This is a genomic window from Enterobacter cloacae complex sp. I2 (assembly GCF_014896205.1).
In the GTDB taxonomy this organism is placed as follows: domain Bacteria; phylum Pseudomonadota; class Gammaproteobacteria; order Enterobacterales; family Enterobacteriaceae; genus Enterobacter; species Enterobacter quasihormaechei.
Map to the genome: position 1 here is coordinate 39227 of NZ_JADBRA010000019.1, position 22712 is coordinate 61938.

General features: G+C 54.1%; 21 protein-coding genes and 1 pseudogene. 16 read left to right on the forward strand and 6 right to left on the reverse strand.

Going from position 1 to position 22712, the window contains the following annotated elements:
* Positions 1-192 precede the first annotated feature (192 nt).
* Positions 193-1131 carry a malate dehydrogenase gene (mdh, locus tag IM300_RS16740; RefSeq protein WP_006812159.1) on the forward strand — a complete coding sequence of 313 codons (939 nt, stop codon included), beginning with the start codon at positions 193-195 and terminating at the stop codon, positions 1129-1131.
* Positions 1132-1218: 87 nt separating this feature from the next.
* On the opposite strand, the gene degS is transcribed toward mdh, so the two are convergent.
* The 3 genes from degS to zapG all read right to left on the reverse strand — a co-directional run bounded on the left by degS (position 1219) and on the right by zapG (position 4315).
* Positions 1219-2286, reverse strand: coding sequence for an outer membrane-stress sensor serine endopeptidase DegS (degS, locus tag IM300_RS16745; RefSeq protein WP_003860430.1), 1068 nt, complete (start codon positions 2284-2286; stop codon positions 1219-1221).
* 92 nt (positions 2287-2378) lie between these two features.
* Positions 2379-3746 carry a serine endoprotease DegQ gene (gene degQ, locus IM300_RS16750; RefSeq protein WP_193037496.1) on the reverse strand — a complete coding sequence of 456 codons (1368 nt, stop codon included), beginning with the start codon at positions 3744-3746 and terminating at the stop codon, positions 2379-2381.
* 170 nt (positions 3747-3916) lie between these two features.
* On the reverse strand, positions 3917-4315 hold the full coding sequence (gene zapG, locus IM300_RS16755; protein WP_003860432.1) for a Z-ring associated protein ZapG: 399 nt from the start codon (positions 4313-4315) through the stop codon (positions 3917-3919).
* Positions 4316-4504: 189 nt separating this feature from the next.
* On the opposite strand from zapG, the gene zapE reads away from it, so the two are divergent.
* The 15 genes and pseudogenes from zapE to IM300_RS16830 all read left to right on the forward strand — a co-directional run bounded on the left by zapE (position 4505) and on the right by IM300_RS16830 (position 18486).
* The gene (gene zapE / locus IM300_RS16760; protein WP_193037498.1) at positions 4505-5629 is read left to right on the forward strand and encodes a cell division protein ZapE; all 1125 of its coding nucleotides are present in this window, start codon (positions 4505-4507) and stop codon (positions 5627-5629) included.
* Positions 5630-5928: 299 nt separating this feature from the next.
* Complete coding sequence (gene rplM, locus IM300_RS16765) at positions 5929-6357, forward strand: 50S ribosomal protein L13 (RefSeq protein WP_006178824.1); 429 nt, start codon at positions 5929-5931, stop codon at positions 6355-6357.
* A gap of 15 nt (positions 6358-6372) precedes the next feature.
* Positions 6373-6765, forward strand: coding sequence for a 30S ribosomal protein S9 (rpsI, locus tag IM300_RS16770; RefSeq protein WP_003860436.1), 393 nt, complete (start codon positions 6373-6375; stop codon positions 6763-6765).
* A gap of 307 nt (positions 6766-7072) precedes the next feature.
* On the forward strand, positions 7073-7711 hold the full coding sequence (sspA, locus tag IM300_RS16775; RefSeq protein ID WP_014071978.1) for a stringent starvation protein SspA: 639 nt from the start codon (positions 7073-7075) through the stop codon (positions 7709-7711).
* 5 nt (positions 7712-7716) lie between these two features.
* Complete coding sequence (gene sspB, locus IM300_RS16780) at positions 7717-8217, forward strand: ClpXP protease specificity-enhancing factor (RefSeq protein ID WP_063867931.1); 501 nt, start codon at positions 7717-7719, stop codon at positions 8215-8217.
* 425 nt (positions 8218-8642) lie between these two features.
* The gene (locus IM300_RS16785) at positions 8643-9203 is read left to right on the forward strand and encodes a fimbrial protein (protein WP_063867544.1); all 561 of its coding nucleotides are present in this window, start codon (positions 8643-8645) and stop codon (positions 9201-9203) included.
* Between the two features lie 77 nt (positions 9204-9280).
* Positions 9281-11920, forward strand: a pseudogene (locus tag IM300_RS16790) (outer membrane usher protein).
* Between the two features lie 53 nt (positions 11921-11973).
* Positions 11974-12669 (forward strand): fimbria/pilus periplasmic chaperone, encoded by a 696-nt coding sequence (locus tag IM300_RS16795; protein ID WP_226842347.1) that lies wholly within the window; start codon positions 11974-11976, stop codon positions 12667-12669.
* An 18-nt stretch (positions 12670-12687) separates the two neighbouring features.
* Positions 12688-13185, forward strand: a complete 498-nt coding sequence (locus IM300_RS16800; protein ID WP_193032990.1) for a fimbrial protein — start codon at positions 12688-12690, stop codon at positions 13183-13185.
* The gene (locus tag IM300_RS16805) at positions 13182-13664 is read left to right on the forward strand and encodes a fimbrial protein (protein WP_370551724.1); all 483 of its coding nucleotides are present in this window, start codon (positions 13182-13184) and stop codon (positions 13662-13664) included. The genes IM300_RS16800 and IM300_RS16805 overlap by 4 nt, the downstream gene beginning before the upstream one ends.
* Positions 13661-14188 carry a fimbrial protein gene (locus IM300_RS16810; RefSeq protein WP_193032991.1) on the forward strand — a complete coding sequence of 176 codons (528 nt, stop codon included), beginning with the start codon at positions 13661-13663 and terminating at the stop codon, positions 14186-14188. The genes IM300_RS16805 and IM300_RS16810 overlap by 4 nt, the downstream gene beginning before the upstream one ends.
* Position 14189: 1 nt before the next feature.
* Entirely contained in the window at positions 14190-15047 is an 858-nt protein-coding gene (locus tag IM300_RS16815) for a StfH/YfcO family fimbrial adhesin (RefSeq protein ID WP_193037500.1), read from the forward strand.
* A gap of 86 nt (positions 15048-15133) precedes the next feature.
* Positions 15134-15916 (forward strand): transcriptional regulator NanR, encoded by a 783-nt coding sequence (gene nanR, locus IM300_RS16820; protein WP_193037502.1) that lies wholly within the window; start codon positions 15134-15136, stop codon positions 15914-15916.
* 122 nt (positions 15917-16038) lie between these two features.
* Complete coding sequence (gene nanA, locus IM300_RS16825) at positions 16039-16932, forward strand: N-acetylneuraminate lyase (protein WP_193037504.1); 894 nt, start codon at positions 16039-16041, stop codon at positions 16930-16932.
* 63 nt (positions 16933-16995) lie between these two features.
* Positions 16996-18486 (forward strand): MFS transporter, encoded by a 1491-nt coding sequence (locus IM300_RS16830; RefSeq protein WP_193037506.1) that lies wholly within the window; start codon positions 16996-16998, stop codon positions 18484-18486.
* A gap of 90 nt (positions 18487-18576) precedes the next feature.
* On the opposite strand, the gene IM300_RS16835 is transcribed toward IM300_RS16830, so the two are convergent.
* The 3 genes from IM300_RS16835 to gltD form a co-directional block, all read right to left on the reverse strand.
* On the reverse strand, positions 18577-19857 hold the full coding sequence (locus IM300_RS16835; RefSeq protein WP_193037508.1) for a cytosine deaminase: 1281 nt from the start codon (positions 19855-19857) through the stop codon (positions 18577-18579).
* Positions 19847-21097 (reverse strand): cytosine permease, encoded by a 1251-nt coding sequence (codB, locus tag IM300_RS16840; RefSeq protein ID WP_193037510.1) that lies wholly within the window; start codon positions 21095-21097, stop codon positions 19847-19849. Before codB ends, IM300_RS16835 begins: the two co-directional genes overlap by 11 nt.
* Before the next feature lie 187 nt (positions 21098-21284).
* Positions 21285-22703 (reverse strand): glutamate synthase subunit GltD, encoded by a 1419-nt coding sequence (gene gltD / locus IM300_RS16845; protein ID WP_063451012.1) that lies wholly within the window; start codon positions 22701-22703, stop codon positions 21285-21287.
* Positions 22704-22712 lie beyond the last annotated feature (9 nt).

The window sequence follows — 22712 nt, forward strand, 5'->3', positions numbered from 1 at the left end:
GTGGCGTGGCAGGGTGTATTGTAACCCCCTCTTAATACGTTGTTGCCCACAGCCTGATAGCATTCAGGTGAAGGCGAAAGACGTGCGACCTCAAATTCTTTAGCGATGAAAATTGTAATTAATGACGTGCTGAATTATGGTCGCCGCAACGGATTTACAGATACTTAAGTTAACCATAATAAGGAGTTTAGGATGAAAGTCGCAGTCCTCGGCGCTGCTGGTGGTATCGGCCAGGCGCTTGCCCTACTACTGAAAACCCAACTGCCTTCAGGCTCAGAACTCTCCCTGTACGATATTGCTCCGGTAACCCCAGGCGTGGCGGTTGACCTGAGCCACATCCCGACAGCTGTGAAAATCAAAGGCTTCTCCGGTGAAGATGCGCGTCCTGCGTTGCAGGGTGCCGACGTGGTGCTGATCTCCGCAGGTGTTGCACGTAAGCCGGGTATGGATCGTTCAGACCTGTTCAACGTCAACGCGGGCATCGTGAAAAACCTGGTTCAGCAGATCGCTGAAACCTGCCCGAAAGCGTGCATCGGTATCATCACTAACCCGGTGAACACCACCGTTGCTATCGCAGCAGAAGTGCTGAAGAAAGCGGGCGTATACGACAAGAACAAACTGTTCGGCGTGACGACGCTGGATATCATCCGCTCCAATACCTTCGTGGCTGAGCTGAAAGGCAAGCAGCCAACGGAAGTGGAAGTGCCGGTTATCGGCGGTCACTCTGGCGTGACCATCCTGCCTCTGCTGTCGCAGATCCCGGGCGTGAGCTTCACCGAGCAGGAAGTGGCTGACCTGACTAAACGTATTCAGAACGCGGGCACCGAAGTGGTGGAAGCGAAGGCGGGTGGCGGGTCTGCAACCCTGTCTATGGGCCAGGCGGCGGCACGTTTCGGCCTGTCTCTGGTTCGCGCGTTGCAGGGCGAAAAAGACGTTGTTGAATGTGCCTATGTTGAAGGCGACGGTGAACACGCGCGTTTCTTCTCTCAGCCGCTGCTGCTGGGTAAAAACGGTGTTGAAGAGCGTAAGTCTATCGGCACGCTGAGCGCGTTTGAGCAAAACGCGATGGAAGGCATGCTGGATACGCTGAAGAAAGATATCACGCTGGGCGAAGAGTTCGTTAACAAGTAAAACGTCCTCTCCCATAGCAGGCCGGGTAAGCGTAAGCGCCACCCGGCAAAAAAAACCGAAGCACAGGCTTCGGTTTTTTTATGGCCGTCAGTTAGTGGCCGGATATTCCTGAATGGTGACCTGAATCGTCAGCTTCTTATCGTTTCGCATGACTTCAACAGGAATAATGGAGCCCGGTCGAATCTCGGCCACCTGGTCCATGGTTTCAAGCGCAGAGACCGCCGGCGTGCCGTTGACGGAAAGGATAACGTCGTTCACCTGGATGCCCGCATTGGCCGCCGGGCCGCCAGGCGCCACTTCGTTGACCACAATCCCCTGGATCTGATCGATACCCCCACCCTGCGTATGCATCGGCGCGATTTCACGCCCGCCGATACCAATGTAACCGCGGATCACGCGGCCATCGCGGATCAGCTTGTCCATGATTTTGGTCGCCAGCTGGAACGGAATGGCAAAGCCAATTCCTTCCGGTGTTTCGCCGTCGTTGCTTTTGTCGAAGGAGAGGGTGTTAATGCCCATCAGTTCACCCAGGGAGTTCACCAGCGCGCCGCCGGAGTTACCGTGGTTGATCGAGGCATCGGTTTGCAGGAAGTTCTGCCGTCCTGACGGGTTCAGGCCAATTCGACCGGTCGCGCTGATGATCCCCTGCGTGATGGTCTGGCCCAGGTTGTACGGATTACCGATCGCCAGCACCACATCGCCGATGTGCGGCGTTCGTTTGCGGTTTATCGGGATAGTCGGCAGACCGCCCGTGGCGTTGATCTTCAGGACCGCCAGATCGGTCAGACTGTCCGACCCCACCAGCAGGGCTTCAAACACGCGGCCATCCTGCAAGGCGACGATAATCTGGTCGGCATCGTTAATGACGTGTTTATTGGTGATGATATAACCCCGGTCATCCATGATCACGCCGGAACCGAGCGTGCGGATCTCCAGCTGGTTATGCGCGGAGCTGTTAAGCCCGCGGTTATAAACGTTAACCACGGCGGGGGCGGCACGGCGTACCGCCTGATTGTACGTCGCAGGCGTTTCATCCGTGCTGTCGAACTGGGGAGCCGACAGTTTGTTGAACTGGCGTAAAGATGGCATAGCCACCAGCAGCAGACCGGCAACGATCAAACCAATGACAATTGAACGAAAGAGCTTTAAAAGCATGATGCGTGTGTCGTTAAAAAAGGAACGGTTTGCAGCATAACATGAGTTATCCGGACATCACACGCAGCGGCGATGCCCGGAGTCGCAAATGGTTAATGCAGTAAAATGTACAGAGTGTCGTTGCCACGGATAATTTGCAGGGCAATGACCGCCGGTTTACTCTCCAGCACCTTACGCATTTCCGCAATAGACTGCACGCGAGTGCGGTTCACGCCAATAATCACGTCGTCCTGATGTAAACCTGCCTGCGCGGCCGGGCTACTCTTCTCAACGTTAGTGACAGAAATGCCTTTCGTGCCGTTTTTAAGCTGACCGTCGCTCAGCGTAGCGCCCTGGAGCGCCGGGGAGATCTGTTCTGCGCTGGCGGAAGAGGAGGTGCTCTTGTCCAGCGTCACTTCCACGGTCAGCGGTTTGCCCTCGCGGATCAGGCCCAGCTTCACTTTAGCGCCAGGCTCCGTGGTGGCAATACGTGAACGTAATTCAGCGAAGCTGCTCAGCGGTTTATCGTTCAGGCTGACAATAACGTCGCCGGATTTCACGCCCGCCTTTGCAGAGCCGGAGTTGGGCAGCACTTCGCTGACAAACGCCCCGCGCTGGACGTTGAGCTTAAAGGCTTTGGCGATATCGGCGCTCATCTCCATGCCTTTAATGCCCAGCAGCCCGCGCTTAACCTCGCCAAACTGAATCAGCTGTTGAGACAGGGTTTTGGCCATGTTACTCGGAATGGCAAAACCAATCCCGATGCTGCCGCCGCCTGGCGCGAGTATCGCGGTGTTGATGCCGATCAGCTCACCGTTCAGGTTAAGCAGCGCACCGCCGGAGTTGCCCCGGTTGATGGAGGCGTCGGTCTGGATAAAGTTTTCCAGTCCTTCGAGATTCAGGCCGCTGCGCCCCAGGGCGGAGACAATCCCGGAGGTGGCGGTCTGGCCTAAGCCGAACGGGTTACCGACCGCGACGGCAAAATCACCGACGCGCAGCTTATCGGAATCGGCGATGGCGATCTGGGTCAGGTTGCTGGGGTTTTGCACCTGAAGCAGGGCAATATCACTTTGATCGTCACCGCCGATCAGTTTGGCGTCGAACTCCCGGCCATCGTTCAGCTGAACGCTGATTTTATCGGCCTGACTGATCACGTGGTTATTGGTCAGGATATAGCCCTTAGCCGCGTCGATAATCACGCCCGAACCCAGGCCTTCAAACGGCTGAGCCTGCTGATCCGGCGCCTCTTCGCCAAAATATTTCTTCAGCTCTTCGGGGATGCGCTGGCTTTGTCGTGCGGTCCCTTCCACCTGCACGCTGACCACCGCAGGCAGGACTTTTTCAAGCATCGGCGCGAGGCTGGGAATGGCTTCTTGTCCGGGCACCTGCGAAGGCAGAGCCGCACTGGCAGGGAAGGAGGCCGAGAGAGATAACCCGACACTTAACGCTAAGGCGCTCAACAGCTGGTTTTTTTTCTTCATCGATGCTGACTCTCGTATCCTGGAATGAAAAAGAACGGCCCCAAAAACATCTTGATGTTATTGAATTTTCAACCGCTGAACAATGAGGTGATTGAGTAAATAATAGCTGGGGACGGGAAGAAAGGACGGGCGCATGAGGTGCGCCCGTAAAATTTATTCAGGTTTTGCGATTAATCGCGTTTTACACCACCGCGCAGCAGGCCGGACGCGCCGTCTGAATAGTCGCGTGGCATCTGAACCGGTGCCTGATCGTTACCGGCTTCAGAGTCCGCCAGACGATTGCGGAAGGGGTTGGTCTCTGCGGTCATTTCCGGCAGCAGGCTGCTGGAGCTTTTCGCCATGTGCTGATAGAGCTGGCGATAATCTGTCGCCATGTTGTCCAGCAGCTCGGCGCTACGGGCAAAGTGGCTGACCAGCTCTTCACGATATTCTTCCAGCTCGGCTTTGTTCTTTTCCAGTTCGTATTGCAGTGACTGCTGCTGACGCAATTTGCGGTTACCGAAACGCATGGCCACAGCACCGATGATGATGCCGACGACTAAACCGATTAGCGCATATTCCCAGGTCATGAACTTCTCCCGTTGTCTTGTTGTTCCGTAGGGTGTTGGCTCGGCTCCTGCCTGTGCCTGATTATGCCACTATAACCGCTATTTCCGCAGAAGTGGAATCCTGACGTATCATCGCGTAGTGTAGAACGGCCTTTTTTTCATCAGCCGCGCGCGCTGGTGAGGTTTAACTAAAGGAATAACAACAACATCATGCAAAACCTGTCCCCTTCATCGCGTTACCAACTGGCCCTGAGTGAGGGCACCCACCAGCCGGATGATGTCCAGCGTGAAGCGGTTAACCGCCTGAACACGATTTACCAGGAACTTCTGGCGAAACCCGCCGATGCGGCGCAGAGCAGCGGGCTGAAGGCGGCATTTGGCCGTTTGCTGGGTAAAAAAGAGCCGCCGGTAAACGCACCGGTTCGCGGCTTATATATGTGGGGCGGCGTTGGACGGGGTAAAACCTGGCTGATGGATATGTTTTACCAGAGCCTGCCCGGCACACGTAAGCAGCGTCTGCACTTTCACCGTTTCATGCTGCGGGTTCATGAAGAGCTGACGGCGCTCCAGGGCGAAACCGACCCGCTGGAGATCGTGGCCGATCGCTTCAAGGCGGAAACGGACGTGCTCTGCTTCGACGAGTTCTTTGTTTCCGATATTACGGACGCCATGCTGCTGGGGGGGCTGATGAAAGCGCTGTTTGCGCGTGGGATCACCCTGGTGGCAACCTCAAATATCCCGCCGGATGAGCTTTATCGCAATGGTCTCCAGCGGGCGCGTTTCCTGCCGGCCATTGATGCTATCAAACAGCATTGCGACATCATGAATGTCGATGCCGGTGTTGATTATCGTCTGCGCACGCTGACGCAGGCGCACCTGTGGCTTTCGCCGCTGAACGCCGACACCTCCCGCGAGATGGATAAACTGTGGCTGGCGCTTGCGGGTGCGCCGCGAGATAACGCCCCAGCGCTGGAGATCAACCATCGTCCGTTGCCGACGCTGGGCGTTGAGAACCAGACGCTGGCCGTCTCGTTTGCAACGCTCTGCGTGGATGCCCGCAGCCAGCATGACTACATTGCGCTGTCGCGTTTGTTCCATACCGTTATGTTGTGGGATGTGCCCGTCATGACCCCGCTCATGGAGAGCGAAGCGCGCCGCTTCATTGCGCTGGTAGATGAGTTTTACGAGCGCCACGTTAAGCTGGTGGTCAGCGCCGAAGTACCTTTATATGAGATTTATCAGGGCGAGCGCCTGAAGTTTGAGTTCCAGCGCTGCCTGTCGCGCCTGCAAGAGATGCAGAGCGAAGAGTACCTCAAGCGCGAGCATATGCCATAAATGCTACCCTCTCCTTGAGACGGGAACCATGTAGGCCGGGTTAGGCGCAGCCGCCACCCGGCATTTTCCACCGTCTCGAAAAACCCATTCCAAATCACATTTAAGGGTCGATCTTTGACCTCAACTTCTCTATAATCTTGCGACCCCACGTTACGAGAAGGTTTTTTTCCCGAAACTTTCTATGTGTCGGCATGTGCTATTCGAAGGGGTAGGTTTGCCGGACTTTGTCGTGTGAACCTCAACTGACTAAACGTTTGGGTGTTCACCAACGTGTAACTTATTATTTGGGTAAGCTTTTAATGAAAACTTTTACAGCTAAACCAGAAACCGTACAGCGCGACTGGTATGTTGTTGACGCGACCGGTAAAACTCTGGGCCGTCTGGCTACTGAACTGGCTCGTCGCCTGCGCGGTAAGCATAAAGCGGAATACACTCCGCACGTTGATACCGGTGATTACATCATCGTTCTGAACGCTGACAAAGTTGCTGTTACCGGCAACAAGCGTACTGACAAAGTGTACTACCACCACACCGGCCACATCGGTGGTATCAAAGAAGCGACCTTTGAAGAGATGATTGCCCGCCGTCCTGAGCGTGTGATTGAAATCGCGGTTAAAGGCATGCTGCCAAAAGGCCCACTGGGTCGTGCTATGTTCCGTAAACTGAAAGTTTACGCAGGCAACGAGCACAACCACGCGGCACAGCAACCGCAAGTTCTTGACATCTAATCGGGATTATAGGCAATGGCTGAAAATCAATACTACGGCACTGGTCGCCGCAAAAGTTCCGCAGCTCGCGTTTTCATTAAACCGGGCAGTGGTAAAATCGTAATTAACCAGCGTTCTCTGGAACAGTACTTCGGTCGCGAAACTGCCCGCATGGTAGTTCGCCAGCCGCTGGAACTGGTTGATATGGTAGAAAAACTGGATCTGTACATCACCGTTAAAGGTGGTGGTATCTCCGGTCAGGCAGGTGCGATCCGTCACGGTATCACCCGCGCTCTGATGGAGTACGACGAATCCCTGCGTTCTGAACTGCGTAAAGCTGGCTTCGTTACTCGTGACGCTCGTCAGGTTGAACGTAAGAAAGTGGGTCTGCGTAAAGCACGTCGTCGTCCACAGTTCTCCAAACGTTAATCCATTCTGCTTACGCAGAACGATTGGCGAAAAACCCGCTTCGGCGGGTTTTTTTATGGATAATGCGCAGGTTATCCACAGTAACATTTCATATATCTTCTCTTTTTCCACATTTCCGGCATCCCCTCACCACAAAGCCATCAAAATCTGGTAAACTATCATCCAATTTTCTGCCCAAATATCGGTGAATACTCGATTTTTGTTCGATTCTTGAACAATGTGTCTTCTCTGGGATGGGCGATACTTCATCTGGCTGGCCCCGTTGGGCCGGTAGCAGTAAAAATTCTGAATATACCTGGAGGTTTTCATGGCTGTCGCTGCCAACAAACGTTCGGTAATGACGCTGTTTTCTGGTCCTACTGACATTTATAGCCATCAGGTTCGTATCGTGCTGGCCGAGAAGGGTGTCAGTTTTGAGATCGAGCATGTGGAAAAGGATAACCCGCCTCAGGATCTGATCGATCTCAACCCGAGCCAAAGCGTACCGACGCTGGTGGATCGCGAGCTGACCCTGTGGGAATCCCGTATCATTATGGAATACCTGGATGAGCGTTTCCCGCATCCGCCACTGATGCCTGTTTATCCTGTTGCGCGTGGTGAAAGCCGCCTGTACATGCAGCGTATCGAGAAAGACTGGTACACGCTGATGAACGTTATCGTCAACGGTTCCTCTTCAGAAGCAGATGCTGCGCGTAAACAGCTGCGTGAAGAACTGCTGGCGATTGCGCCGGTATTTGGTCAAAAACCGTTCTTCCTGAGCGACGAGTTCAGCCTGGTAGATTGCTACCTGGCGCCGTTGCTGTGGCGTCTGCCAACCCTGGGCGTGGAGTTCAGCGGCCCGGGCGCGAAAGAGCTGAAAGGCTACATGACGCGCGTCTTTGAGCGCGACTCTTTCCTGGCATCCTTAACTGAACCGGAGCGCGAAATGCGTCTCGGCCGAGGCTAATGACTGTGGAAATGTCACAACTTACCCCACGCCGTCCGTATCTGCTGCGCGCCTTCTATGAATGGCTGCTGGATAACCAGCTCACGCCGCACCTGGTTGTGGATGTGACGTTGCCGGGCGTGCAGGTTCCAATGGAATACGCACGCGACGGACAGATTGTACTGAATATTGCGCCACGTGCAGTGGGTAACCTGGAGCTGGCAAACGACGAAGTGCGCTTTAATGCGCGTTTCGGCGGCGTGCCGCGTCAGGTTTCCGTTCCGCTGGCTGCGGTTCTGGCTATCTATGCCCGTGAAAACGGTGCAGGCACCATGTTCGAGCCGGAAGCGGCTTATGATGAAGAGGTTGCCAGCCTGAATGACGATGACGCATCCGATGAACGCGAAAGCGACCCGGTCATGTCTGTGATTGATGGCGACAAGCCCGATCGTCAGGACGACGACGAAGGTCCGGATGATGAACCGCCACCGCGCGGTGGTCGACCGGCGCTACGCGTTGTAAAGTAAACGAGAGCCCCTTACTTCGGTAAGGGGCTTTTTTTTGGCTAACCCCTTCATTTTCCATTCTTAATTATTTTATTCAGATCATGAATGCGTAGCAGCAAAGTCATTAATTTATTCTGAAAAAAGAAATTAGTTAAATTAAATATACACATTCACAAAACAGGGTATATTGGCGTCAAATAATATCATTTAGAGCATAAATTACGTTTTAAAATTGGACGACATCGGACAGGAGCGTCAATGATGTCTGGGCTAAATAAAGCCCATCAAGGATGAGCAGAAGGTTAACAGGTTATAATCCTATCGCTTTAAATTCTTCTTATTCCTTCGTTGTATTATTTTTTAAACCAGTACGCGGGATATTTCCCTAAAATACCCTTTCACTAAAGTAGTGATTTTTATAACCGTTATATTTTTAAGGATTGAAAATGAAAAAATTCGCTAAATCAGCTCTGTTAAGCATGCTTGTATTAGGCGGTTCTGCTATGGCAGCCCACGCTGAAGGCAATGATGGTACCGTTACATTTGTTGGCAAAATTGTGACTTCCCCATGCTCAATTAAAATTGGCGACGAAAACCAGACCATTAGCCTCGGTGAAAACCTGGGTACCGGTTCACTGAAAGCAGGCCTTATTCAGGCTGTAGATTTCGATATTCAGCTGGTCAACTGCGTGTTTGACGATCAGACCAGCATGAACATTGTATTTAATGCGAGCGGTGACGAATCTACGGCGAATCCGGGCTACCTGGCGCTGATGGGTGCGAAGGGCGAGATGAAAGGCTCTCATATCGTTCTGGCGAACTCTAAGGGTACCGAAATCCGTCTGGGCACCGCTGCAACGCAGGCGCTGGCTGTAGATGCCGAAGGCAAAGGTCTGGCCGATCAAAAATTCGCGTTCAAAGCGTGGGTACAGGGCGAAACCGCTGCTGAAACTATCGACACAGGTGAGTTCTCCTCTCTGACCAGTTTCCAGATCAGCTACCTGTAATTCTCTGTTTTGCCCCGCGCAGGCGGGGCAATTTAGACATCTTTGCGCGGGCCATATCGGCATTCAAGGTATTAATAATGAAGTGCGGCAATTTCTATCAACTAAAGCATCTGGCCATATTGATTGGCATTATTATGGGATCATCTCTTAATGATTCTTTTGCAGAAGATGCAGTTGAATTTAATACTCAGTTTCTGGATGTCCAGGGGAGTGAAAATTACGACTTAAGCCATTTTTCCCGCAAAGGCTATGTGCTGCCGGGGAAATATAATTTACAGGTCATTGTGAATAAAGGCCGGCTGCCTGAAAATTACGATATCAACTGGTATCCAAAAGAAGATGAGCCTGATGACAGCTTTGCATGTCTTTCACCTGATCTGGTCGCGCATCTGGGTATTAAGCCCGAGCTCACAGAGAATTTTATCTGGATAAAAGAGGGCGCGTGTCTAAAACCAGATCAGCTGAAAGATATGCACGTGAACGCGGACATGTCCGAATCAGCGCTGCGTATTGCTATTCCACAAGCCTATCTCGAATATTCGGATGAAAACTGGGATCCGCCCGCGCGTTGGGATGAAGGTATTCCGGGTATTCTCTTTGATTATAATATTAATGCCAGCCATGAACATGATGAAAATGAAGGCGGCAACGAACAGGATGTCAGCGGCAATGGGACCCTGGGGGCAAACTTAGGCCCGTGGCGTCTACGCGCCGACTGGCAGGCTGATTACCAGCATCAGGACGGCGAAACGACCCGTAACTGGGAGTGGAGTCGTTATTATGCCTATCGCGCTTTGCCTGCCTGGGGCGCCCAGCTTCTGATGGGAGAAACATCGCTCTCGTCAGATATTTTCGACACCTTTAACTACGCAGGGTTAAGCGTCAATTCAGACGATCAAATGCTGCCCCCAAACTTGCGGGGCTACGCGCCTGACATCGCGGGCGTCGCGCGCACCAATGCCAAAGTTGTGGTTACGCAGCAGGGAAGAGTGCTGTATGAAAAGCAGGTTCCGGCGGGCCCGTTCCGAATTCAGGATATTAACCAGTCCGTCTCTGGCGATTTGCACGTGCGCATTGAAGAGCAGGATGGAAAAGTACAGGAATACGATGTCAGCACCACGTCGGTGCCTTTCCTGACGCGCGCCAATCAGGTGCGCTTCAAAACCACCGTAGGCCGTCCACAGGACTGGAACCACAATATGGCCGGCAATATTTTTGCGGCCAGCGAAGCGTCCTAGGGCGTAGCCGATGGCTGGTCCCTGTACGGCGGCGGAATAGGTGAGCAGGATTATCAGGCGATGGCGGTAGGCATCGGGCGCGACATGGCCGCGCTTGGGGCACTCTCGTTTGACGTCACGCGTTCGCGCGCGCTCATCACGGAAGATCAAGACGACGATACGCTACAGGGTAACTCGTACCGCATAAGTTATTCCAAAGATTACGACGAGCTGCACAGCCGCATCTCCTTTGCCGGCTATCGCTTTTCTGAAGAAAACTTCATGACGATGAACGATTACCTGGATGCGCAGGACGGTGAACATTTCCGCTCTGGAAAAGATAAGCAGATGTTTACCGTTAACTATAACCAGAACTTAATTGATATTGGCATAAACGTTTTCGTGAACTGGACGCGTCGTTCTTACTGGGACCGTTCGGACGAGAATAACTATAACATTATGTTCTCTAAATATTTTGATATTGGTGACTTTAGAAATATCAGCCTGTCTCTGAACGGCTATCGCAGTGAATATGATGACGAGACTGACGATGGATTTTATCTTTCCGTCAATATTCCGTGGGGAGAAGGCGGCTCGTTTAATTATAACGGCTCTTACAGCCAGGACGATCACTCTAATCGTGTGGGCTATAGCCAGCGCGTGGATGACAATAATAATTACCAGCTTAGCGTCGGTGATTCACAAAGCCAGAAATCGGCCGACGGTTATTATCGCCACAGCGGTGATATCGCGGATTTGGATCTCAATGCCAGCTATCTGGAGAATAATTATTCCTCGGTGGGGATATCCCTGGAAGGCGGAGCCACGCTGACGGGCCACGGCGGCGCGCTGCACCGCGTTTCCATCCCGGGCGGCTCAAGGTTAATGATTGACGCAAGCGGTCAGGAAGGCGTACCGGTGGGCGGCTATAATGCGCCCGTTTATACCAACGCGTTTGGCATGGCCGTCCTGTCGGACATTAACGACTACTACCGTAATGACATAAAAATCGATATTGAAAACTTGCCGGAGAATGCGGAAGCCACGCGCTCAACCGCCCAGATTACGCTGACTGAAGGGGCGATTGGTTACCGTCAGTTCGACATTATTCGTGGAGAAAAAGCGGTCGCGATCCTGCGGTTGAGTAACGGTAAAAATCCACCGTTTGGTGCAGAAGTCTTTAACGAAAGGCATCAGCAGGTAGGGTTAGTTGACGACAATGGCAGCGTCTATCTTGCGGGCGTCAACCCGGGCGAAGAGATGCAGGTGACGTGGAATGGCGACCAGCAATGTTCTATTTCGTTACCGGCTCCTTTGCCGAAAGATCTCTTTAATAACCTGTTACTGCCGTGCCGCAGCGAGCGGGAATTAACGACGCCGGCCGCGCCTTCGGTCATGCCGGCAATTCAGCAACAAACTAAACGCGTTATCCCTGCTTCGGAACAAGACGATTTTTCCGCCAAGCCGGATCCGTCAATTCAATCAGGAGAAAACACATGAAAAAAATTGCTTCACTCCCAGCCTATATTGTATTGGGCTGTACGTTGCTTCCCATGATGGCAGCCCATGCCGCCATTGTGCCGGACAGAACGCGTATTATTTTTAATGGCAACGAGAAATCCGTCAGCATTACGCTGCGCAATGATAATCAGGAAAGTCCTTACCTGGCACAGTCATGGGTTGAAGATAGTAAAGGTCAGAAAATTACGTCGCCACTGACTGTATTACCGCCGGTTCAGCGTATTGAGCCTAAAGAAACCGGGCAGGTTAAAATACAGGGAATGCCGGGGCTGGCCTCTTTGCCGCAGGATCGTGAATCGCTGTTCTATTTTAACGTGCGTGAGATCCCGCCGAAAGGTAAGCGACCGAATACGCTGCAAATAGCCTTACAGACGCGCATTAAATTATTTTACCGTCCGGCTTCGCTGCCGAAAATGGATCCCCATCATCCGTGGCAATATGCGCTGACGCTGACCCGCAGCGGAGACGATTATCAGGTAAATAACCCGACCAGTTATTACGTGGTGCTGAGTAATGCCAGCAAATCCCACGATACGCCATCCGTGGCGGGCTTCAATCCAATGGTGCTGGCGCCAAAATCCGGGGAATTAATGCACGTGAAAGCCTCTACGCTGGGTCAACAACCCGTGCTGGTCTACGTCGATGATTACGGTGGACGTATGCCGCTCTATTTCCGCTGTTCAGGCACAACCTGTAGCGTAGACCAGGAAAGAAGCAGTAAAAAATAACAGGCAGGAGGCCCCGTTATGTTTCGGAAAATAACCTGTTTACTGGCGATCGCGCTGGCTGGCGTCGCGGGGTCATGCAGGGCAGCTGACACGGAGGTGCTTATGAGCGTCACCGTTGTGGTGAACGTACCTATGCCATGTGAGGTGAGCGGCGGGGCGGTCGAGTTTGGCTCGGTGTACACCACAAAAATTGACGGCACCCGCTACACCCAGCCGCTTGATTACACGATCGACTGTAAAAACCGTCTGAAAGACAACCTGAAGATGCAAATTCAGGGGGAGTCGACGGTGATCAACGGGGAAAAGGTGCTTAAAACCAACGTCGAAGGATTTGGCCTTCGCCTACAGACAAAAGACGAAAAACGACTTATTGAACCGGGTTCCACCGACTGGCTGGAGTTTATCTACGCCAACAGCGGGCCCGAGCTGGAAGTCGTTCCGGTGAAGTCGGCCTCCGTCACCCTGAATGCATCTGAGTTCGATGCCAGAGCAACCCTGATCGTGGATTATCAATGAAAATGCGTTCATTTATCTTGCTGCTGTGTTGCTTAACGGTGGGCTCTGCCGGTGCAGAGGGGGATTTGACCTTTCACGGTTTTCTGGTCAGGCCACCGGAATGTGTAATCAGCAACGATCAAACCATTGAAGTTAACTTCGTCGATGTACAGATAGAAGAGATCGACGGCACGAAATTCATGCAGAATTTGCCCTACACCATTGATTGTGATTCGCCTGACCGCTATTCGGATCTGACGATGTCGCTGACGCTAACCGGTAACGTGACGGACTTTAATAACGCAGCCGTCGTGACGGATGTTTCAGGGCTGGGCATTGAAATTCTGCACGGTAATACACCCTTTGAATTAGGTTCGACGTTAACCGTCACCGAACAGGCATTACCCGTTCTGAAAGCCGTGCCCGTAAAGAAAACGGGGGCTGTCATGTACGCGGGTAATTTCGAAGGTTGGGCAACATTGCAGGTGGATTATCAATGAAGCGCTATCAGCGAGGAACGCTCTCCCTGCTGCTGTTTCTGGCGACGGCAGGTGTTCAGGCTTCACCAGATAACGTGCATTTCACCGGCAACCTGCTGGGCGGAATTTGCAAGATGGAAATGCAGAACGGGGTGCTGGATACCGTCACCTTTCCTGATATTGCCGCCAGCGACTTAATGCTGCGCGGACACTCAGCTCGTCAGCCCGTCAGGTTAAGGCTTTATGACTGTCCGCCTTCCGTACAAAAAAATGGCGTGCGGGTGACGTTTCACGGCACCGAAGTCACCGGGATGCGCGGTTTTCTGGCCTTCGATGCCACCTCGATTGCATCCGGCGTGGGCATTGGTCTCGAAATGCTAAACGGCGTGAGCGTTCTGGTTAACGATCCGGTGGGGGCGACCTTTCCGCTCGCCGACGGAAATAACGATCTGATGCTGAACGCCTGGCTTCAGGTCATTCCCGGGCAAGACGTTTTATCCGGAACGTTCACGGCAACATCAACCGTTATTTTTGAATATTTATAATATGAACAGACGATTACTGATTACCCTTGTACTCACTCTCATGAGCCTGTTTTACGCGGGCGGCAGTTACGCAGCTAAAGGTCTTACGGGCAGCCGCGGCCAGATCGTAACCTATTACGGTAAACCGGTTTCCGGCGCGAAAAGCTCTGTGATGGTCAATATGGGCACCACCACAAAAGCGGGCGTGTTCCATGGCGTCTGGGATTTATTTAGCCGCGATCCGAATGGCTACATGACGGTTACTTCCTGGGACGGCAACGCCTCAGGTTTTGCTCCAGTGCGTTTGAAGCTTGCCTCTGAGCAAGCGGTTTCTACGGGATGCCCCGGAATGGATAAAACGCGCTGGACATGCATGAAGGTATTTATCGATATCGAAGTCACGTGGCAGGACAGTGAAGCCTGTCCCTGGATCTTAATGTTTGTTACGCGCTCAACGGATACCGCTACCGGCGATAGCTGGGCGTCAACGATGGAGCGTACATCCGGCTGTAACTACGTACCCGCTACCGGTCTGGATATTTCCTGGGATCGCGACGTCATTCAGCATGACAAGCAAATCACGCTGAATTCTACGGGCGGAACCATGGAAACGACGCTGCATACCTATCTTTGGGAAGGGGGAAGCTTTTGTGATAACAGCGCGATGACCGAACGGGGCGCCTACTGTCGCATGATTACCACGGGTGTCTCAATTAGCGAAATAGGCTGTACTGATGAAAAACTCACGACCTCGGTTGTCCGGCATCCCTTAATGGATCAAATTGTGCACGACATCATATTGAGGATAAATCTTGAGCACGTGGGGGGAGGGCAATTTGTCTCCACTTGTAATTACCGTTACATTATTGACCAGCTTTAGCGGCGCACGGCCCCAAAACAGAGAATTTTGACGCATCCTCTCCTGTGCTATGATGCAGCGTTTTCCTTCAATGGCACTGGACTGCAATGAAACCGACCGATCGTAACGCTGAAAACTCAGATGAAACCCTTGGCCGCAGCCTGCGTCGCCGTCCGCTGACGCGCAAAAAGCTGTCGGATATGGTGGAAGAAGAGCTGGAGCAGATGATCCGCCGGAAGGAATTTGCGCAGGGAGAGCAGCTGCCCTCCGAGCGCGAGCTGATGGCGTTCTTCAACGTGGGCCGCCCCTCGGTGCGCGAAGCGCTGGCGGCGCTAAAGCGTAAAGGTCTGGTGCAGATTAACAACGGTGAACGCGCCCGCGTCACCCAGCCGTCTGCCGATACCATCATCAGCGAGTTGTCGGGGATGGCGAAAGATTTTCTGACACAGCCCGGCGGTATTGCCCATTTTGAGCAGCTCCGTCTGTTCTTTGAATCCAGCCTCGTGCGTTATGCCGCAGAGTACGCCACGGACGATCAGATTGCGCGGCTGACGAAAGCGCTGGAGATCAACAGCCAGTCCCTGGATGACAACGCGCTGTTCATTCGTTCCGACGTCGATTTTCACCGCGTGCTGGCAGAGATCCCCGGCAACCCAATCTTCAACGCGATCCACGTTGCGCTGCTCGACTGGCTAATCGCGGCGCGTCCTACAGTGCCGGACGCTGAGCTTTATCAGCATAACGAAGCCAGCTATCGCCAGCATATCGCGATCGTTGACGCGATCCGCCGCCGCGATCCCGATGAAGCCGATCGGGCGCTGCAAACTCACCTCAACAGCGTTTCCGCTACCTGGCACGCCTTCGGCCAGCATTCAAAAGCTAAAAAGTAACGATCTTTAAGTGAAGCAGCTCGCAATATAAGCGTTCTGTATTCCACTGCTGCTTATTTGTTATGGTATAACAGGTATAAAGGTATATCGTTATAACAAGCACACGAATGATTGAGGTATCTATGGCAACGCAACTACGCGGCGTAATGGCCGCTCTTCTGACTCCGTTTACCCAACAGCAGGCGCTGGATAAGGAGAGCCTGCGCCGTCTGGTGCAGTTCAATATTGCGCAGGGCATCGATGGGCTTTATGTCGGCGGTTCAACGGGGGAAGCCTTTGTCCAAAGCCTTTCTGAACGCGAGCAGGTGATGGAGATCGTGGCGGAGGAGGCGAAAGGAAAAATCACGCTCATTGCCCATGTTGGCTGCGTGAGCACCGCGGAAAGCCAGCAGCTGGCCACCGCCGCTGCCCGACTGGGCTTTGACGCGGTGTCCGCCGTCACGCCGTTTTATTACCCCTTCAGCTTTGAAGAACATTGCGATCATTACCGTGCAATTATTGATTCGGCGGCTGGTCTGCCGATGGTGGTCTACAACATCCCGGCGTTAAGCGGCGTGAAGCTAAGCCTGGATCAGATCAACACCCTGGTGACGCTGCCCGGCGTCGGCGCGTTGAAGCAAACCTCCGGCGATCTGTTCCAGATGGAGCAGATCCGCCGTGAGCATCCGGATCTGGTGCTCTACAACGGGTATGACGAAATCTTTGCCTCTGGCCTGCTGGCCGGCGCGGACGGGGGGATCGGCAGCACCTACAACATTATGGGCTGGCGCTACCGGGCTATCGCCAACGCGGTTCGTGAGGGGGATAACGCCACCGCACAGCGCCTGCAAAGCAAATGCAACAAGGTCATCGACCTGCTGATTAAAGCCGGGGTCTTCCGTGGTCTTAAAACGGTTCTGCACTACATGGACGTGGTGTCCGTGCCGCTGTGCCGAAAACCGTTTGCCCCTGTAGACGAGCAATTCGTGCCGGCGCTGAAGGCGCTGGCAGAGCAGTTAATGGCGGAAAAACGCTAACGCACTGCCGGATGGCGCGTCGCTTATCCGGCAAAACGACAGAGAAATCGTCGGGAGAGTGAAATGAGTAAGTCTACCCAAAGCATCCCGTGGTACCGCCATCTAAGCCGCCCTCAGTGGCGCGCCTTCTCCGCCGCCTGGCTGGGATATCTGCTTGATGGCTTCGATTTTGTCCTGATTGCCTTAGTGCTGACAGAAATTAAAAGTGAATTTGGCCTGACGACCGTGGAAGCGGCGAGCCTCATTTCTGCGGCCTTTATTTCGCGCTGGTTTGGCGGCCTGCTGCTGGGTGCCATGGGCGACCGCTATGGCCGCAAGCTGGCAATGATAACCAGCATCGTACTCTTCTCCTGCGGTACGCTGGCCTGCGGTTTTGCGCCGGGTTACGTCACCCTGTTTATCGCCCGCATGGTGATTGGAATGGGGATTGCGGGGGAATATGGCTCCAGCGCAACCTACGTCATCGAAAGCTGGCCGAAACACCTGCGCAATAAGGCGAGTGGTTTTCTCATTTCTGGCTTCTCCGTCGGTGCCGTGGTTGCGGCCCAGGTCTACAGCCTTGTCGTGCCCGTCTGGGGCTGGCGAGCGCTGTTCTTTATCGGCATCCTGCCCATCGTCTTTGCCCTGTGGCTGCGGAAAAATATTCCGGAGGCTGAAGACTGGAAAGCGAAGCACGAAGGTCAGGCGCCGGTACGCACAATGGTTGATATTCTTTATCGCGGCAAATACCGCCTGATCAATATGGCGATGACGCTGTTTGCCGGCACGGCGCTGTGGCTCTGCTTTGCCGGCGAACTCAACAACGCCGGGCTGGTGGTGATACTCGGCCTGCTGTGCGCCATTGTGTTTATCAGCTTTATGGTGCAAAGCAGCGGTAAACGCTGGCCTACGGGCGTCACGCTGATGGTTGTCGTGCTCTTCGCCTTCCTCTACTCCTGGCCGATTCAGGCGCTGTTACCCACGTATCTGAAAACCGACCTGGCCTATGATCCGTCAACGGTGGCGAAGGTGCTGTTCTTTAGCGGCTTCGGCGCGGCTGTAGGTTGCTGCGTGGGTGGTTTTCTCGGCGACTGGTTGGGCACCCGGAAGGCATACGTCTGTAGCCTGCTGGCCTCACAGCTGCTGATCGTTCCCGTCTTTGCGATCGGTGGTGCAAATGTCTGGGTGCTGGGCCTGCTGCTCTTTTTCCAGCAGATGCTGGGGCAGGGGATCTCGGGGATCTTACCGAAACTCATCGGCGGTTATTTCGACACCGACCAGCGTGCGGCGGGCCTGGGCTTTACCTATAACGTCGGGGCGTTGGGCGGGGCGATCGCCCCGGTGATTGGCGCGCTGCTGTCGCAGAATATGGCGCTGGGCACAGCCCTGGGATCGCTCTCCTTCGGCCTGACCTTTGTGGTGGTCCTGCTGATTGGGCTGGATATGCCGTCCCGTGTTCAGCGCTGGCTTCGGCCGGAGGCGATTCGAACCCACGACGCCATCGACGGTAAACCTTTCAGCGGAGCCGTTCCGTTTGGCGGCGATAAAAGCGCGTTAGCCAAAAGCAAAAGTTAATCTGCTGGAAAAAACGGCAGGGCGTTAGCTCCGCCGTGAGGATATCTTTATGTACGCGATGACGTTTGCCACGCGATTTCCAACCCAGAATTAGCGCGTAAACGTTACCGCTTCCGGCTGCGTCAGGTGCACGGTTGTCTGGCTGGGCACCGTCTCGGCAATCACCCTGCCGTGGCGAACAGAGTATCGTGCCGGCGTCTGGCGACGAACGGCATCAAACCCATTCTCTGCCGGGAGGATCACCAGGTTTGCTGAATTCCCAACGCGCACGCCGTAGTCCTGCAAATTGAGCGTTTTCGCGCTGTGGGTAGTGATTAGGTTAAGCCCATCGTTTATTTGCCCGTAGCCCATCAGTTGGCAGACGTGCAGCCCCATATGCAGAACCTGAAGCATATTCGCGGTTCCCAGTGGATACCACGGATCGAAAACGTCGTCATGACCAAAGCAGACGTTGATCTCCGCTTCCAGCATTTCTTTGACGCGCGTGATGCCGCGGCGTTTTGGGTAGGTATCGAAACGGCCCTGCAAATGCGTGTTAACCAGCGGGTTTGCCACGAAGTTAATGCCTGACATTTTTAACAGGCGGAACAGCCGGGACGTATACGCGCCATTATAGGAGTGCATCGCCGTGGTATGGCTGGCGGTCACGCGCGAACCCATTCCGTCACGATGTGCCAGAGCGGCAACGGTTTCAACGAAGCGCGATTGCTCATCATCAATTTCGTCACAGTGGACATCGATCAGGCGGTCGTACTTTCTGGCCAGGGAAAACGTTTTATGCAGCGACTCCACGCCATATTCACGCGTAAATTCAAAGTGCGGGATTGCGCCGATGACATCCGCCCCTAAACGCACGGCTTCCTCAAGCAGTGCTTCACCGTTCGGATAAGAAAGAATGCCTTCCTGCGGGAATGCCACAATTTGCATATCGACCCACGGGGCGACTTCCTGCTTCACCTCCAGCATGGCTTTCAGTGCCGTAAGGGTAGGGTCCGAGACGTCAACGTGTGTACGTACGTACTGAATGCCGTTGGCGATCTGCCACTTCAGGGTCTGCATCGCGCGGGTTTTAACGTCTTCGTGGGTGAGCATCGCCTTACGTTCGGCCCAGCGCTCGATTCCCTCGAAAAGGGTGCCTGACTGGTTCCAGTTCGGTTCACCCGCCGTTTGCGTTGTATCCAGATGGATATGCGGTTCGATGAAAGGAGGGATAACCAGCCCGCATTCGGCGTCCAGCACCTGACCGACTGGCGCAGGGGCAGTTTCCTGAGGATCGATACGGCTGAAGCGTCCGTCCTCAATCGTGATCTGCCATAAACCTTCCTGCCCCTGCAAACGGGCCTGACGGATAGTGAGGGAATTATTCTGCATGGGAAGCCTCCGAAGGATTAGCAAGGGTACGTTTGGCGAATGGGTTTAACACCAAATAGCTGAAGACGCCACCCAATACTGCGTTAACGGGGACAATTCCCGGAATGTAGTGCCCGGCAGCAACACCCAGGGCGACCGAGAAAATGGCAATCCAGTTAACGGACACAAATTTTGCGTGGTCGAAGCTGGCATAGCGGCGGCGATTAATCAGATAGTCGGCGATAATCACCCCGCCAATCGGCGGAATCGCTGCCGACAAAAAGGTCAGCCAGCCAACGAAGTTGTTGTATAGCCACAGCGCGCACAGCGTACCGATAATGCCATTCGCCACCGACAGCGTACGGCTGGAAAGGCCAGTAATATTGGCGAAACCCAGACCAGAGGCGTACAGCGCGTTGTCATTGGTGGTCCAGATATTCAGGCCGAGAACGACAATTGCCGGCAGCAGCAGTCCCTGGGCGATCATCACGTCAGAAATATCGGCCTGTCCTACGGCGGCAGCGCCTGCCGCACCGAAGATAAACATCAGCGAGTTGCCAAGGAAAAATGCCACCATCGCTACCAGAACGGCCCCTTTGGCATTGCGGCCAAAGCGGACGAAGTCGGCGGTCAGCGTGCCTGCGCTGATAAACGAACCTACAACCAGCGCCAGCGCGCTGGAAAAGTTGAGCGGCGTCTGCGGCACAATGGATTTGAGGTGGTCCAACCCTCCCACGCCGTCCACCGCCAGCCAGACGGAGTAGCTACCCAGGATGACAATAGCGGGTACGGCGATGATGGATAAAATCGTCAGTGCCGAGATGCCAAAAAAAATGGTCAACGTCATCAGCAGGCCGGAAACCGCAATCAGGATGTTCACGTCGATGCCCGTGGCTTTACTCACCGGGATGGCAAACATCGCTACGCCGACGCCAAACCATCCTACCTGCGTACCGCCTAAAAGCATGGAGGGAAGCCAGGAACCTTTTATACCGAACGAGTAACGCGCAAGAAGATGGGTTGAGAGGCCGGTTTTTGCGCCAATGTAGCCAAGAAAAGCAGTGTAAATACCGAGGAGGAGATTGCCGAAGAGAACTGCGAGGAAGAAATCATTATAGGAAAGACCGGTACCGAGCGTGCCTCCGGTCCACATACTGGCGGAAAAAAACGTTAACCCTAACATCACAAAAGTGAGTGGAACCACGCCTTTCCGCGCCGCCAGAGGAACCGGGCCCTGGCTATAATTGTTATCTTGCGACACAACGCCTCCTTGAATTTTGGCCAAAAAATCCGCCGCATAATATACATTTTTTTCAACAATGCAAACGTTTACGTCGGGATTTACGCTGCTTTTTTGGGGTAGAGGGTATCGTTAACTGAAGGGTAGGTTACTGAAAACAGGCTCCCCGGCGTTCCGCGTTATGCTTCTGCCGGGGAGTCAGAGGGGCTTACACTTCCAGGAAGTTCATGATCCCGTCAGCCGCTTTACGCCCTTCGGCAATCGCGGTAACCACCAGGTCTGAACCGCGAACGATATCGCCACCGGCGAAGATTTTCGGGTTGCTGGTCTGGAAGGCGTTGTCGCTGCCTTCCGGCGCAATCACGCGGCCCTGAGAGTCCAGCTCTACGCTGTGCTTCGCCAGCCACTCCATGCTGTGAGGGCGGAAACCAAACGCCATCACCACGGCGTCGGCCGGGATCACGTGCTCAGAGCCTGCCACGATCTCCGCGCGACGACGACCTTTCGCATCCGGCGCACCCATCTCCGTGCGCGCCATCTTCACGCCGCTCACCTTACCGTTGGCGTTCACTTCAATGCCCAGAGGCTGGATGTTGAACTGGAACTCCACGCCCTCTTCACGCGCGTTTTTCACTTCGCGCTTAGAGCCCGGCATGTTCTCTTCGTCACGACGGTAGGCGCAGATGACGTGCGCCGCGTTTTGACGAATGGAGGTACGCACGCAGTCCATCGCGGTATCACCGCCGCCCAGCACGACAACGCGTTTACCTTCCATGCTGACAAACGGCTCGTCGGCGGTTTCGCCGTAGCCCATCAGCTGTTTGGTGTTAGCAATCAGGAACGGCAGCGCGTCGTACACGCCTGGCGCATCTTCGTTCTCCAGACCACCGCGCATGGACTGATAGGTGCCCACGCCCAGGAACACGGCGTCGTAATCCTTCAGCAGATCGTCGAGCTGCACGTCGCGGCCCACTTCGGTGTTGAGTTTGAACTCAATGCCCATGCCGGTGAAGATTTCACGGCGGCGGGTCATCACCTCTTTTTCCAGCTTGAAGGCCGGGATGCCGAAGGTCAGCAGGCCGCCGATTTCCGGATGACGGTCAAAAACCACCGCCTTCACGCCGTTGCGTGTCAGCACGTCGGCACAGGCGAGGCCTGCCGGACCCGCACCGACGATCGCCACGCGCTTGTCGGTTTGACGCACGCCGGTCATATCCGGACGCCAGCCCATCTCGAAGGCTTTATCGTTGATATAGCGTTCGATGTTGCCGATGGTCACCGCACCAAACTCGTCGTTCAGCGTACAGGAGCCTTCGCACAGGCGATCCTGAGGACACACGCGCCCGCACACTTCCGGCAGGGTGTTGGTCTGGTGAGAGAGCTCGGCGGCTTCAAAAATACGCCCTTCGTTGGCCAGCTTCAGCCAGTTCGGAATGTAGTTATGGACCGGACATTTCCATTCGCAGTAAGGGTTACCGCAGGACAGGCAGCGGTCTGCCTGTGCTTTGGCCTGGCCTTCTGAAAACGGCTCATAGATTTCAACAAATTCAATTTTACGGATCTTCAGCGGTTTCTTTGGCGGATCAACACGCTGAAGGTCGATAAACTGGTAAACGTTCTGGCTCATCTGAATTCC